The 14,711-nt window shown below is 71.5% G+C and carries 11 protein-coding genes; 3 read left to right on the forward strand and 8 right to left on the reverse strand.

Annotated features, from left to right (window positions below; all coding sequences use genetic code 11):
- Nucleotides 1-84: 84 nt before the first annotated feature.
- The gene (gene secA / locus FDO65_RS08040) at nt 85-3,033 is read right to left on the reverse strand and encodes a preprotein translocase subunit SecA (protein ID WP_137448814.1); all 2,949 of its coding nucleotides are present in this window, start codon (nt 3,031-3,033) and stop codon (nt 85-87) included.
- A gap of 354 nt (nt 3,034-3,387) precedes the next feature.
- Nucleotides 3,388-4,026 (reverse strand): ribosome hibernation-promoting factor, HPF/YfiA family, encoded by a 639-nt coding sequence (hpf, locus tag FDO65_RS08045; protein ID WP_137448815.1) that lies wholly within the window; start codon nt 4,024-4,026, stop codon nt 3,388-3,390.
- Nucleotides 4,027-4,435: 409 nt separating this feature from the next.
- On the opposite strand from hpf, the gene FDO65_RS08050 reads away from it, so the two are divergent.
- On the forward strand, nt 4,436-5,020 hold the full coding sequence (locus FDO65_RS08050) for a DUF4203 domain-containing protein (protein ID WP_137448816.1): 585 nt from the start codon (nt 4,436-4,438) through the stop codon (nt 5,018-5,020).
- Between the two features lie 150 nt (nt 5,021-5,170).
- On the opposite strand, the gene FDO65_RS22470 is transcribed toward FDO65_RS08050, so the two are convergent.
- The 5 genes from FDO65_RS22470 to mtrA form a co-directional block, all read right to left on the reverse strand.
- Nucleotides 5,171-5,608: a ComF family protein gene (locus FDO65_RS22470; protein ID WP_205849846.1), complete on the reverse strand. Its 438-nt coding sequence runs from the start codon at nt 5,606-5,608 to the stop codon at nt 5,171-5,173.
- Nucleotides 5,609-6,211: 603 nt separating this feature from the next.
- The gene (locus FDO65_RS08060) at nt 6,212-6,730 is read right to left on the reverse strand and encodes a pilus assembly protein CpaE (protein ID WP_137448818.1); all 519 of its coding nucleotides are present in this window, start codon (nt 6,728-6,730) and stop codon (nt 6,212-6,214) included.
- A gap of 42 nt (nt 6,731-6,772) precedes the next feature.
- Entirely contained in the window at nt 6,773-8,521 is a 1,749-nt protein-coding gene (locus FDO65_RS08065; RefSeq protein WP_166442088.1) for an LpqB family beta-propeller domain-containing protein, read from the reverse strand.
- Between the two features lie 107 nt (nt 8,522-8,628).
- The gene (mtrB, locus tag FDO65_RS08070; RefSeq protein WP_137448820.1) at nt 8,629-10,626 is read right to left on the reverse strand and encodes an MtrAB system histidine kinase MtrB; all 1,998 of its coding nucleotides are present in this window, start codon (nt 10,624-10,626) and stop codon (nt 8,629-8,631) included.
- Nucleotides 10,627-10,714: 88 nt separating this feature from the next.
- Nucleotides 10,715-11,392, reverse strand: a complete 678-nt coding sequence (gene mtrA / locus FDO65_RS08075) for an MtrAB system response regulator MtrA (RefSeq protein WP_137448821.1) — start codon at nt 11,390-11,392, stop codon at nt 10,715-10,717.
- 101 nt (nt 11,393-11,493) lie between these two features.
- Here mtrA and FDO65_RS08080 point away from each other — a divergent pair, with 101 nt between their 5' ends.
- Complete coding sequence (locus tag FDO65_RS08080; RefSeq protein ID WP_137448822.1) at nt 11,494-12,399, forward strand: hypothetical protein; 906 nt, start codon at nt 11,494-11,496, stop codon at nt 12,397-12,399.
- Nucleotide 12,400: 1 nt separating this feature from the next.
- Here FDO65_RS08080 and FDO65_RS08085 read toward each other — a convergent pair whose 3' ends face one another.
- Nucleotides 12,401-13,033 (reverse strand): dTMP kinase, encoded by a 633-nt coding sequence (locus tag FDO65_RS08085; RefSeq protein WP_137448823.1) that lies wholly within the window; start codon nt 13,031-13,033, stop codon nt 12,401-12,403.
- A gap of 151 nt (nt 13,034-13,184) precedes the next feature.
- Between FDO65_RS08085 and FDO65_RS08090 the strand changes: the two genes are divergently transcribed.
- Nucleotides 13,185-14,699, forward strand: a complete 1,515-nt coding sequence (locus FDO65_RS08090) for a peptide MFS transporter (RefSeq protein ID WP_137448824.1) — start codon at nt 13,185-13,187, stop codon at nt 14,697-14,699.
- The last annotated feature ends 12 nt before the right edge of the window (nt 14,700-14,711 follow it).

The following is a 14,711-nucleotide window of genomic DNA, read 5'->3' on the forward strand; positions in this document are numbered from 1 at the left end:
CCGCGTCGGCGCCACCCCGCCCGACACGACACAGGGCCCGACCCCCTGAGGGGGCCGGGCCCTGTGACTGGAACGGTGCGTCGATCAGACGTCCGCGGTCTTACCGTGGCACTGCTTGTACTTCTTGCCCGAGCCACAGGGACACGGCGAGTTCCGACCCGGCTTCGTCGCCGTGGCCGCACCCGACCCATTGGCCGAGGCACCGTCGGTGACGACCTTCGGACGGGCCCCGCCGTCCTCGTCGGGCGCACTGTAGGACAAGGCGTCGCCCGCATGCTGGGGTCCGAGCCCCTTGGCCCGCAAACCGGGCACTGCCCCGTCGACCGCGGGGGCGGCGGCAGCCGCCTCCTCGGTGGGGAGCTTCTCGATGGGCCGCACCCGCCGCTGCACCGGAGGGGCTGCGGCGGGAGCGGGAGCCGCCACCGCGGCGGCAGCCGGCACCGCACCGGCCGGAGTCGCCGTCACCGTCGGCGCACCCCCGAGGGACACCCCGGCGGCAGCCCGGCCGTCCGGGACCCCCGGAGCGGCCGCGGCAGCGGCCGGCTGAGCGGGGACCACCTGCACCTGCAGGTTGTAGAGGAAGCCGACCGACTGCTCCTTGAGGGAGTCGAGCATCGCGGCGAACATGTCGTAGCCCTCACGCTGGTACTCGACCAGCGGGTCGCGCTGGGCCATCGCCCGCAGACCGATGCCCTCCTTGAGGTAGTCCATCTCGTAGAGGTGCTCGCGCCACTTCCGATCCAACACCGACAGCACGACCCGACGCTCCAGCTCGCGCGTGATCGGCGGGGTCAGCGCCTCCTCACGCTTGCGCCATGCCTCCCGGGCGTCGGCCAGGACCTCCTCCTTGAGGTTCTCCCGCGTCAGCGCTCCATGCTTCTCGGAGATCTCCTCCGGGGTGATCGACACCGGGTAGAGGGTCTTGAGCGCCGTCCAGAGCGTCTCGGTGTCCCAGTCCTCCGCGTAGCCCTGGGCGGTCGCGCCGTCCACGTACGCGCCGAGGACGTCGGTGATCATGTTCTGCACCTGGACGTGCAGGTCTTCGCCGTCCAGCACGCGGCGCCGCTCGTCGTAGATGACGGTGCGCTGCTTGTTCATCACCTCGTCGTACTTGAGCACGTTCTTACGGGTCTCGTAGTTCTGCTGCTCGACCTGCGTCTGCGCACTCTTGATCGCCTTGGAGACGAAGCTGTGCTCGATCGGGACGTCGTCCGGCATCCGCAGCCGGGTCATCAGCATCTCGACGGTGCCACCGCCGACGCGGCGCATCAGGTCGTCACCGAGGGAAAGGTAGAACCGCGACTCGCCCGGGTCGCCCTGCCGTCCGGAACGACCGCGCAGCTGGTTGTCGATGCGCCGGGACTCGTGCCGCTCGGTACCGAGCACGTAGAGACCGCCGGCCTCCCGCACCTTCTCGGCCTCGGCCTTGGACGCCGTCCGGGCCTCCTCCAGCGCGTCCGCCCAGGCGGCCTCGTACTCCTCCGGCGTCTCCGCCGGGCTCAGGCCCTTGGCCCGCAGCGCCAGGTCGGCATTGAACTCGGGATTGCCGCCGAGCACGATGTCGGTGCCACGGCCGGCCATGTTGGTGGCCACGGTGACGGCACCGGTCCGCCCGGCCTGGGCGATGATCGCCGCCTCCCGGGCATGGTTCTTGGCATTGAGGACCTCGTGCGGGATACCGGCCCGGAGCAGGAGCTTGCTGAGCAGCTCGGACTTCTCCACCGACGCCGTACCCACCAGGACCGGCTGGCCGTTCTCGTGCCGTTCGACGATGTCCGCGACGACCGCGTCGAACTTGGCATCCTCGGTCTTGTAGATCAGGTCGGCCTCGTCCAGACGCACGACCGGGCGGTTCGGCGGGACGGGCACCACGCCGAGCTTGTAGGTCTGGCTGAGTTCGGCGGCCTCGGTCTGGGCCGTGCCGGTCATGCCGGCGAGCTTGCCGTACAGGCGGAAGTAGTTCTGCAGGGTGATCGTGGCCAGCGTCTGGTTCTCGGCCTTGATCTCGACGCCTTCCTTGGCCTCGATCGCCTGGTGCATGCCTTCGTTGTAGCGCCGGCCGTGCAGCACGCGACCGGTGAACTCGTCGACGATGAGCACCTCACCGTTGACCACGATGTAGTCGCGGTCCTTCTTGTAGAGCTCCTTGGCCTTGATGGCGTTGTTGAGGAACCCGACCAGCGGGGTGTTGACCGACTCGTAGAGATTGTCGATCCCGAACGCGGCCTCGACCTTGGCCACGCCGTCCTCGGTGACGCCGACGGTCCGCTTGGACTCGTCGACCTCGTAGTCGACGTCGGCCCGCATGCGCGGCACCAGGCGGGCGAACTCGGTGTACCACTTCGACGACTGGTCGGCCGGACCCGAGATGATCAGCGGGGTCCGGGCCTCGTCGATGAGGATGGAGTCGACCTCGTCCACGATGGCGAAGTGGTGGCCCCGCTGCACCAGGTCGTTCTTCGACCAGGCCATGTTGTCGCGCAGGAAGTCGAAGCCGAACTCGTTGTTGGTGCCGTAGGTGATGTCGGCCTCGTAAGCCGCCCGGCGGACCTCCGGCGGCTGGTTCGCGAGGATGACCCCGACCTCGAGCCCGAGGAAGCGATGCACCCGTCCCATCCACTCGCTGTCGCGCTGGGCGAGGTAGTCGTTGACCGTGACGACGTGGACGCCCTTGCCCTCGAGGGCGTTGAGGTAGGCCGGCAGCGTCGAGACCAGGGTCTTGCCCTCACCGGTCTTCATCTCGGCGATGTCCCCGAGGTGCAGTGCGGCACCACCCATCAACTGCACGTCGAAATGCCGCATGCCGAGCGTCCGGTGGGCCGCCTCGCGGACGACGGCGAACGCCTCCACGAGCAGGTCGTCGACCGTCTCGCCGTTGGCCAGGCGCTCCTTGAACGCGGCCGTCTGGGCGCGGAGCTCGTCGTCGGACAGGCCGGTGTAATCGTCCTCGATGGCGTTGATGTGGTCGGCGATGACCCGCAGGCGCTTGAGCGTCTTGGCCTCACCGATGCGGAGCAGTCTGCCTAGAACCACGAACTCACCCTCTGAGAAGTCGACCTGTGGTCGACGGCCGTACCGCGTGTCTCCCCGCTCGTGCCGAGCTGCCGCGACGACCGCCGGACGCGCGGTGGGAACCGGCGGATCCATCCACCGGGCCGCTCCGACGCCCCCGCAGTCGCGCGCGACGTGGTCGGTCCCACGGTGGACCGGCCGGTGCCCATGGTAGGCGCACCGTCGGGTGACCCGGTGGGAGCAGCCTGTCCTGGGCCGGTGAGTCGCCCGCTCGGGTGCCCCGCCCGGCCGCGGACGCCGCCACCCGCCGGCAGTCCCGGTCAGGGCCGACCCGGACTGCTCCGTCGAGGAGCAGCCCGGGACGGACCGGTGGACTCAGGAACTCAGCCGCAGGAGTCCGTAGTCGAAGCCCTTGCGGCGGTAGACGACCGACGGCAGCTGGGTGTCGGAATCGTTGAACAGGTAGAAGTCGTGTCCCACCAGCTCCATCTGGAACAGGGCCTGGTCGACGGTGATGGGCTCCGCCGGGTGGTCCTTGACCCGGACGATCCGACCGGGCCCGTCCTGCTCCTGGTCGACGCTGTCGTCGGACGTCTCGTCGGCCAGGGCCACCCCGTTCACCGCGTCGAAGGTGGCGATGTCGGCCAGCCCGGGCACGGCACCGGCGGACACCTCGGCGGCGGCCACGCCGACCGGCAGCCGGTCGTGCTGACGGTGGTGGCGTCGGTCGGCCGAACGACGCAGGCGGGTCTCGAGTTTGGTGACCGCGGCATCCAGGGCGGCGTAGAAGGAGTCGGCGCTGGCTTCGGCGCGGATGGCCGGACCGCGGCTGCTCAACGTGATCTGCACCCGTTGGCAGGTCTTCGACTGGCGTCGGTTGGTCTCGTGGGAGAGCTCGACGTCGACCCGGATGATCTTGGGGTCGTAACGCTCCGTTCGGGCCAGCTTCTCGGTGACATGTGTCCGGAAGTGCTCCGGGATCTCGACGTTCCGACCCTTGACCACGACATCCACGACGGTCCTCCTCCTTCGGGTGACCGGACCCCGACGGATCCGGTGCAGGCTGGCACATCGACCGCCTCCCGGCGGCCGGGGGTGCTGCTGACCTCCTCCGACTCGAACCCACTCCCTGGCAACGGCTCTCGGACACCGTGCCCAGCCGGTGGCGGGTCGGGATCGTTCAGCACGAGATCACTCGAACCTACCGTCCGACGGGCGGGCCGCAAGTGCTGAGTCGATCTTGATCGACACACCTGACCACGCCCCGGATCAGCGACAACGCACGGTCGGGGAAGGTCCTTGCCGGTTGTCCGTTCCGTCGGGAATTCGTATGGGACAGTGCCCGGGTCAGGGGTACGTGACGCCGGTCGCGGGCAGATCGGATCGCGGCGGAGCCCGCCCCGGCAGCCAGGAGGGGGTTGTCATGTCCGGACTCGTCGTACTGCTGGTCGGAGCGGTGCTGTGTTTCCTGGGCGTCGGTTCGGTCCACTGGGCCGTCCTGGCTTCCGGGTTCGGCGCCGGCTGGGTCCTGGCCGACCTGTTCGGCACCTCCGTGGCCGTGACGTTCCTGGTGGCCGCGGCCACCGCGGTCATCGCCTGGGTGCTGGCCACCCTGGTGTTCAAGGTCGCGTCCTTCGTCGTCGGACTGGTCGCCGGGGCCCTGGTCGGCGCCCGGGTCTTCGCCGCTGTCGGCGGGCGGGGCAGCACGCTGCTGCTGGCCATCGTGGTGGTCGTCGCCGTGGCGCTGGTGACCGGACTGTTGGCCGACCGGTACCGCGAACGGGCCCTGCTGTGGGCGACCGCGCTCGGCGGCGCCGGGCTGGTGCTCAGCGGGCTGGGGCTGCTGTGGCCGGGGGGCCTGGGCTTCCTGCGCGATCCGGGTTCGGGCTGGCAGCAGGTGCTCTCGTCGTTGATCTGGGTGGCGCTGGGTGTCTTCGGATGGATCACCCAGCGGCGTCTGTTCCCCGAGAAGCTGCGTCTGCGGTCCCGTGAGGAGCGGCGCACCTGATCGCGCTGGGCCGGCGCTCGACCCCGGGCCCTCTGGCGCCCCGGGCCCGTCCGCCCCACGGTGCGACGAGCAACGGTCGGCGTTCCCCCCGCGGTCTGGACCGATCCGAACCGCAGGCGGCCACCTCGGGCGCGGCGACCGTCGCCCGCGTCAGCCATCCGGCGCCCGTCGATACCGGGGGCCGGCTGCGTGATCGAACGGAACCGCGCTGGCCACCACGAGCGCTCCGCGTACGGCCAGCCCCCGATGTCGCAGTACCTCCGCCGCGCAGGCGATCGTCGCCCCGGTGGTGAACACGTCGTCGACGATCAGCACGTCCGACCCCGCCGGTGGCGCCGCTCCGGCCGACCACCGGACGCGGCGGCGGAGGTTGTCGGCCCGCTCACGGGCGTCCAGACCGACCGAGTCGGCCGCCCGCCAGTCGGTGAACAGGCACGGCGCAACTCCGCAGGGCTGGTCGATGGTGGCCACGGCGACAGCGGCGGCCCGGCGGGCCATCAGGGTGACCGGGTCGCCACCCCGGCGTCGGGCACTCGTCCGCCGGCTGGGCGCCGGGACCAGCCACAGCGGGGCCGGTAGGGCGCTCACCCGGATCAACCGGCCGATGGCGAGCCCGAGTGCCTGTCCGAGCCGCCCGGGGAGGTCGCGACGTCCATGCTCCTTGCCGGCCAGGATCGCCGGCCGGACCGGATCCGTATACCGCGCGAGCGCCCAGACCTCCGGAGGTCCGGGCGAACGTCCGGGCGACCGGCCCGGTCCCGTGCTCGACGTGGGCGGCGGGTCCGGCTCGACGTCGACCGTCAGCGGCCACGGAACCCGTTGGGCTGGTCCGCTCAGCGCCGCTGCGCATCGGGTGCACCACGGCGCCGGGTCCCCGCACCCGGGACAGGGGCGGGGCAACACGAGATCCAGCCCGGCGGTGAGCGTTTCGCGGAGACTGCTGGAGCCGGCTGCCCGCCCGACCCGGCGTGGTGCTGTGCGGTGGGATGTCATCGATCCATCTGGCGATGCCGGGCCACCCCGGCGCCACTCCGGTCAGGAGCCTGTGGACGCATCGACGGGATGTGGACAACCAGGCCGACCGACGGTCGGATGTCGGTGTCCGCCGTCAGGGTTCGGCTCATGACTGCTTCGATGGACACTTCGACCAGCCCGTACGTGGACGGCCGACCAGCCTGGCGGGTCGGCCGGTCAGCCCAGGGCCCGGCCGATGACGAACAGCAACGCGCGACCGTACGCCTCGGTCGCGGTCCCGCCCTCGAAGGGTTGCTCGGGCATCTCGCCGCCGCCGCCCGTCATGCCCGGTCCGTCGTTCTGCGGTTCGGCGTCCTGTGGACCGGCGTCGGTGACTGCCGTGCCCGGGACATTCGCGACGGTGACGTGGAAACGACCCTCGTGGACCTCCAACCGGCGGAACGACCGGCCCAGCAGCCGACGCAGCTGTCCTTCCCGCGGCAGCCAGAGGGTCGCCTCGAGAGGCACCGAGTCCAGCGCCCACTCGGTCGTCCCGTTGAACCCCAGCACCTGTCCCCCGCTGCCCTCGCCGATGACCTCGACGACCATGTCCGACACGGTGAACACGTCCCCGTCCAGCGTCCCGTCGGTGACGACGAACCGGTCACCGGCGGCGGGCTGCCAGCGCAGGCCGGCCGCCCGCAAATCGGCGGCCAGCGGCACGGGCAGATCCTCGGAATCGGAGGGGATGGCCATCAGGCTCCTTGTCTCGGGCCGCCCGGGCGGCGGGTCGTCCGGTCAGCGGGGGTAGAAGGGCGCCGCGCCGTTGACGAACGGGCGATCGGTCAACGGGGACGTCCACTGGCCGTCGGCCTGCGAGCCCTGCAGGCGCCACACGCGACCGCTGAAGGCGACCAGCAGCGGCTGCCCGGGGGCGACGGCGATCGATTCCACGTCGTCGAAGATGCCCTGGTCGCTGATCGCGCGCCGGGTGTATCCGTCCAGCGAGACGGCGCGCAGGGTCCGGTAGCTGGTGGCGGTGGTCGCGGCGGCCACGACGAGCTCTCGCGAGCTGGCGAACTGCACTGCGCCCACCTTGACGAGGTCGGGCTGGATCGCGAGCAGGTTGCTCACCTGCCAGGTCGTCCCGGCCGATCCGGTCGGGTCCGGCGAGTCCCCGGGGGCGACGGACCCGTCGGAGGCCGCCGGGCTGATGACCCCCACGTACAGCCGTTCTCCGGCGACGAAAGCGATGTGCACACCGTCGGGCGAGAGCGCCACGGCCGTGACGGTTCCCCGCCCGACGAGGGCGCTGGAGCCGACTCGTTCGCGGCTGGTCCCGCCGCTGGTCGAGACGCGGTAGATCTCCGGCTTGACCGAGGCGCCGTTCTGGACGACCCAGGCCTGATCGCCGTCCCGGGAGAAGGCCGGTGGCGTGAGGGTGTCGGCCTTGAGGGCCGGGGAGGCGTTGTCACCGCCACCCGGCTGGGTGACCATCAGGACCTGGCCGCCACCGGCGTCGTCGATGACGGCGGCCACGGCTCCGGTGGCCGAGGACATCGCCGCGGACCGGACGACGGGGTTGCCGCTGCCGAGCGGGCCGGGCAGGGAGCTCAGGGTGTCCAGTCCGAGCACGGCCCCCTGGCTGATGAAGTACGGGTCGCTGGTGACCTGCCCGGTCCCGGCCAGCCGGTCGGGGTCGAAGGATGCCACCGAACCGATGGTCAGGACGGGCTGCGCCGGGTCGAGCGGGCTGCCGTCGACGGTGATCGTGATCCGGGGGGCCGTGGGCGACAACGTCCACACCACCATGGCGGCCAGCTGGCGGCGCAGATCCGGGGTGGAGACGTCGACGCCCGTGAGGTCGATGGCCAGGACGCCCTCGGGGTCGACCGTCGGGTTGGAGCGCAGGGCGGACTGTGCGGCGAACGGTGTCCGAACGGCCCCGACCACGGCCGCCGAGGGTCCGTCGAGCAGCATGGCCATCAGCCGGCTCGCCCGGTTCGCGGTGCTCTGCCCGACGACGACGTGGCGGGGATCGGGCACGACCACCGATCCGGTCTGGTCCAGGAAGTACAACGTCCGTTCCCGGAACGCGGTGCCGAAGTCGCTCTCGGTCACCAGCAGCTCGGTCGGTGGGTCGGAGATCCGCCACTGCCCGTCCACCTGCTGCAGCGTCAGGGTCCGCTCGTAGTTCTGCGAGGTGGCGCGGTAGGCGCGATCGACGTCCAGGCCGCCCATTGCGATCCCGCTGACCGTGACCGAGGCCGTGTCACCGGTCGTCGCTTCCGTCCGGTACCCGTCGGTGAGTTCCACGACCGGCAACGCCGACGGCTGCCAGGTGGACTGCGCCTCGGGCGTCAGGTACTCGCGGGCGGCGGCGAAACCGGAGCCGGCCGCGGAATCGAGATCGGTCCGCGCCGTGGCGGCGATCCATCCCCGGACGATCTGGTCGGGCTGCTGGCCCGGTTGAGGGGCCTGCGGGGCGATGGGCCCCTGCTCCTCGACCACCCTGGTCACGTCGACGGCCGCACTGGTGGTCGGCACGCCGGAGCACCCGGCGATCACGGCCAGCGCCAGGAGCAAACCGCACAGAACGGGAACCGATCGCCGGCCGGGACGGGCCCCGCCGCGAGGTTCGGGGCTGACCCGGCTCATGGAGTCCTCCCGGCATCATCTCGTCGCACGCGGTCGGCGACCGGAGGCGATCCCTGCGCGGTCTGCGATGGGCCGTCGCCGCGGGCCATCTCCAGGCCCTCGGTGAGGTCGGCCAGCTCGACCGGTCGCGCCGCCGTGGTCCGGACGGTCGGCAGGGTGGGGTCGGCGGCAAGGCCGAACCGCCGCGGCATCTCCGTCGTTCCCGGGACGGTTCCGGCGGTGCCCGCGGCGGCTCGGGCGGCCGCGGCCACGGCGGCCAGGACGTCGGCGGCGTCGCGGTCGGTGTGGTCGGAGTGGTCGTCGGACGGTCCGCCGGTCTCCGCCGCGTCGCCGGTCTCGTCGCTGTCGGCCCATAGCGGCAACGGCGACCCGGCGATCAACGCGCCCCGGCGGCGGGGCAGGGTGAGCCGGAAGCGGGCGCCGAGGCCGGGACTGCCGGACGCCTGCAACCACCCTCCGTGCAGCCGCGCGTCCTCCAGGGAGATCGCGAGTCCGAGACCGGTGCCACCGGTCTGGCGCTGCCGGGAGGGGTCGGCCCGCCAGAAGCGGTTGAACACCAGTCCGGCCTCCCCCGGTCGTAGGCCGACACCCTCGTCGGTGACCGCGACGGCCAGGACGTCGTCGTCGGCGGCCAGTTCCACCAGCACCGGACGCCCTTCCGCGTGGTCGATGGCGTTGTTGACGAGGTTGCGGACGATCCGGTCGACGCGACGCGTGTCGATCTCGGCGACGACCGGTTCGGCCGGCAGGGTCATCCGCAGATCGATCCCGGACTGCTCGGCCAGCGGCTGGGCGGCGGCGACGACGGAGGCGATACGCGACCGGACGTCGATGGGCTCGGCGCTGAGCTCGGCCATTCCGGCGTCGTGGCGGCTGATCTCGAGCAGTTCGGCCAGCAGCGCCTCGAACCGGTCGAGTTCGTCGACCAGCAGCTCGGTGGAGCGGGCCAGGGGGGCCGGGAAGTCTTCCCGGCTGCCGTGCAGGACGTCCGCCGCCATCCGGACGGTGGTCAACGGTGTGCGCAGTTCGTGGGAGACGTCGGAAGTGAATCGCCGCTGCAGGGTGCCGAACTCCTCCAGCTGGCGGATCTGCGCCCGGATCGCGTCGGCCATCCCGTTGAAGGACCGGGCCAGCGTGGTCAGCTCGGCCGGACCGGACACCGGCATCCGCTCGCCCAGGTCGCCGGCGGCGAGTTTGCCGGCGGTCTCGGCCGCCCGTCGGACCGGGCGAACCACCTGGTGGGCGACCAGGCCGGCGATCAGGGTGACGGTGACGGCGAGTCCGGCCCCACCGAGAGCGAGCGTGCGCTGGACCACCTGGACGGTGCCGAGTTCACCGCCCAGCGGGAAGATCAGGTACACCTCGAACGAGTCGGTGTTGGTGCGCGCCGGGCTCCCCACGACGAGCGCGGGAACGGCCTGGCCGTCGCGGCGGATGGTCGTGTACTGGTAGGAGACGTTGCCCTGGCTGACCCGCGCCCGCAGTTCGGCCGGCACGTCCCCCAGCGGTTGGTCGAGATCGAGATCGGTGTCCGCGCCGACCCGGCTGGGGACGATGACCGGCTCGAAGACCCCGGCCGCGGCTCCCCCCACCCCGGACGCACCCCGTTCATCGCGACCCACCTCGGTCAGCGCGACCCGCAGCTGCTCGGACAAAGAGGTGGGGTCCGAATCGGCCCCGGCCAGGCTGCTCTCGACCGTCGTCCGGGCGGCGGCGATCTCGGTGACGGCGGCGTCGATCTTCGACTGCAGCAGACCGTTGGTGATCTGCTGCTGGATGATGAAGCCCAGCATCAGCATGGCCAGGCTGGTCAAGACGAACGTCGCGACGATGGTGCGGACCAGCAGCGAGCGGCTCAGTCCCAGGATGCGGCGGCGCCCCCGCGAGACGACGGTGCGCCACCACGCCTTGGGGCGCGGGCGGTCCGCGTCAGCGGTGGCCGGACCCGACGGCGGCCCGGCCGGCGCGTCGTGGCCGGGGCTGCGGTCGGGCATCACGTCGTCTCCATCGTTCGTCGACCCGCTGTGCCCATGTGGCGGCGACACCGGGACCGGCGCACCGCCGGCGGCGGGGCCGGTCGGCTCAGGCGTTGCCGGCGCGATAACCGACCCCGCGGACGGTCACCACGACCTCCGGCCGCTCCGGGTCACGCTCGATCTTCGAGCGCAGGCGCTGCACGTGCACGTTCACCAACCGGGTGTCGGCCGCGTGGCGGTATCCCCACACCTGTTCCAGCAGTACCTCGCGGGTGAACACCTGACGGGGCTTGCGGGCCAGGGCGACCAGCAGGTCGAACTCCAGCGGGGTCAACGAGATCGGCTCGGAATCGCGGGTGACCTGGTGCCCGGGGACGTCGATCTCCACGTCGGCGACCCGCAGGCGCTCGGCGGTGCCGACGTCGGCGCGCCGCAACCGGGCCCGGATGCGCGCGGTCAACTCCTTGGGCTTGAACGGCTTGACCACGTAGTCGTCGGCACCGGATTCGAGTCCCAGCACCACGTCGACCGTGTCGGCCTTGGCCGTCAACATGATGATCGGAATGCCGGATTCGGCCCGGATCTCCTTGCAGATGTCCAGCCCGGAGGTCCCGGGCAGCATGAGGTCGAGCAGCACCAGGTCGGGATGCAGGTCGCGGAAGGCGTCGACGGCCCGCGAACCGTCGCGCACCACGGACGGTTCGAACCCCTCACCACGCAGCACGATGGTCAACATCTCGGCCAGGGCGGGGTCGTCGTCGACCACGAGCACGCGAGCTCTCATGGTCTCCATGGTGACATCCCGGGCGCTGGTCCCCCGTGAGCCCATCACGCGCGCCGGTGGTGACCGGTTCCGCCGGTCGGACGAGCTGCCACCATGGGGTGGTGACCCAGCCCCCGTTCCTTCCGTCCGGCGGCGGGTTCCCGTCGGGCCCCCCGGGTTCCGGACGGGGACCCACCGCACTCCCGTCCCCGGGCCCGATCCCGCTGCGACCGCTGACCGTCGGCGAGATCCTCGTCCAAGCCGTGCAGGTGGTGCGACGGCACCTCGCGCCCCTGGCCCTGCTGTCGGGCGGGTTCGGGGCGTTGTCGGCGGCCGCCCTGCTGGGCGTGCTGGCCGGGACGGATCAACTCGGCGTGTACGCGTCGGCCACCTGGCTGCAGGACGTCGTCGACGGCCGCAGTACCACCCCGCCGCTGTCCATCCTGCTCGCTTCGATGGTGTCCCTGCTGATCGGCGCCATCGGCACCGTCCTCGTCAGCGGGGTCGCCGCCGCGTGCGCCGGGGCGGACGCGATGGGTCGCACCGACCGGGCCGCGGCCGCCGGGCGGCTGGCCGGCCGGTGGTCGGCGCTGGGCGTCGTGGCCGTGATCGTCGGCTCCGCCGTCGCGGTCGGGCTCGTCGTGCTGATCGTTCCGGGGGTGCTCGCCTATCTCGCGCTGGGCTTCGCCGGCGCCGTGGTGGTGATGGAACGGGCGACGCCGGGCGTGGCGCTACGCCGCTCGCTGGTCGTGGTGCGGGGCCACCGGGGCCGTCTGCTGGGTGCGACCGCGGCAGCGCTGTTGGCCGGTGTGGTGATCGACACGGTGGTGTCCATGCTGGTCTTGTCGATCTTCGGCATCACCGACGGGACGACCTCGATCGTCGTCCAGCAGGGTGTCGGGGTGCTGGTCGGTGCCGTCACCGGAGCCTGGTTCGCCGCCGTGGTCGCGCTGGCCTACATCGACGCGCGGGTGCGATCGGAGGGCCTCGGTGAGGCCCTGCGCCGCGCGGCGACCACTGGTTCCTGACTCAGGGCGTCAGCGCCTCGGGCAGCTCCGCTTCGTCGCCGGTCAGGACGGTCCACGGACAGAGGTAGGACTGGTCGGCCAGTCGCCGGTACATGCGGTCGACCCGGGCCTGTAGTCCCCCGTCGCTCTCGAAGGAGTCGAGCGCCCGGTCGTCGGCCTGGACGGAACGCCGCCGCGCACGGTCGGCGGCCACGGTGACGGGCGGGGCCAGCAGGATCTGGTGGGTCGGGACGGGCACGCCGAACCGGTCGATCTCCAGTTCGCGGACCCAGTCGGGGAAATCGGACGGGACGTCGGGGGCCCCCTGCCGCGCGGCGCCGTAGGCGGCGTTGGAGCTGACGTAGCGGTCCAGCAGCACCAGGTCGGCCTCCGCCAGTGCGCCGCGGATCTCGTCCGCGGCCGCGCGCCGGTCGAGGGCGAACAGCACCGCGGGGCCGTAGACCGAGTCGGCGAGGTCACCGAGGCGGCCGTACAGGGCGTCCCGGACGAGGTCGGCGTGCACGTCGACGCCGTACCGCGGGAACCCGAGGGTGACGATGCGGGCGCCGGCCTGTGACCACCGGTCGGCCACCCGCCGCGTCAGGGTCTGCTTTCCCGAACCGTCGATGCCTTCGATCGCGATGAGTCTGCCCACGGCAGAGCACCCTACGGTTCGCGGCTCCGGCGTCAGTTCCTCGACAAGGTGGTCGTCGGTGTCGGCGCGTGGCCGACCCGTCACATTCCGGTATACCTACTCGTCAGAGCTCCGCCGTCGCGCATCGTCGGATCGGTCCCCGGAGGCAGTGATGAGCACGCATGACGACCATCAGGCCGGGTCGACCATCCCGCCGGCCGGCACTGCCCGGGTCGCCGCCCATCTCGGCGTCGACGACCACTCGTTCCTGGGGCAGCCCAGACAGCTCGCCACCCTGTTCACCGTCGAGGCGTTCGAACGTTTCTCCTTCTACGGGATGCAGGGCCTGCTGCTCTTCTACCTGTACTACGCCACCGCGGACGGGGGCCTCGGGCTCGACAAGGGGCAGGCCACCAGCATCGTGGGCGCCTACGGCGGGCTGGTCTACCTGTCCACGATCCTGGGGGCGTGGCTGGCCGACCGGATCCTGGGGGCCGAACGGACCCTCTTCTGCGCCGCGGTCCTCGTCATGGCCGGGCACATCTCGCTGGCCGTCCTGCCCGACCTCCTGGGCGTCGGCGTCGGTCTGGTGCTCATCGCCTTCGGCAGCGGCGGCGTGAAGGCCAACGCGACATCCCTGGTCGGCACCCTGTACGACGAGCAGGATCTAAGGCGGGATGCCGGCTTCTCGATCTACTACTTCGGCATCAACCTGGGCGCCTTCGCCGGTCCGTTGCTGACCGGTCTGCTCTGGGGCTGGCAGGGATTCCACTGGGGCTTCGGGCTGGCCGCGGTCGGCATGGCGGTGGGCCTGACCGTCTACGCACGGGGCCGCAAGAACCTCCCGGACGACGGCGACGTCGTGCCGAATCCGTTGCCGCCGGCCGGGCGCCGACGGATGGCGCTGATCGGCGCCGGCGTCGTGGTCCTGGTGGCCGCGCTCGCGCTGTCCGGCGTCCTCGCCGTCGATCGACTGGCCGCCGGCGTGGTCACCGTCGTGGTCGTGGCGTCGATCGCCTACTTCGTGGTGATCATCAGGTCGAAGGGGGTGACCCCGGTGGAGCGGCGTCGGGTCATCGCATTCATCCCGCTCTTCGTGGTGCTGGCGGTCTTCTGGTCGCTCTATCAGCAGCAGTTCACGGTGGTGGCCGAGTACGCCGACAAGCAGCTCAACCGCGACGTGTTCGGCTGGGAGATGCCGCCGAGCTGGGTGAACTCGATCAACCCGGTGTTCGTGATGATCCTGTCGCTGGTCTTCGCGGCCGTCTGGACCAAGCTCGGCGACCGGGCCCCGTCGACCCCGATCAAGTTCGCGGCGGCCGTCGCCGTGATGGGTGTGGCGTTCCTGCTCTTCATCCCGATGGCCAGCTCGGTCCCGAACAGCGCGCCGCTGTGGGGTCTGGTCGGGGTGCTCTTCGTCTTCACCGTCGCCGAGCTGCTGATCTCGCCGGTCAGTCTGTCCCTGGCGACGAAACTGGCACCCCAGCGGTTCACGACCCAGATGGTCGGTCTGCTGTTCCTGGCCAGTGCCCTGGGCACGGCGATGGCGGGGGTCCTGGCCCGCTACTACAGCGACCAGGTGCAGGTCACCTACTTCAGCACGCTCGGCGGCGTCGCCATCGCCGTCGGGGTCGGGCTCGCCCTGTTCGCCCGGCCGATCAGCCGGCTCATGGGCGGGGTGAAGTAGCCCGGCCCGGTG

The organism is Nakamurella flava, assembly GCF_005298075.1.
Lineage (GTDB): Bacteria > Actinomycetota > Actinomycetes > Mycobacteriales > Nakamurellaceae > Nakamurella > Nakamurella flava.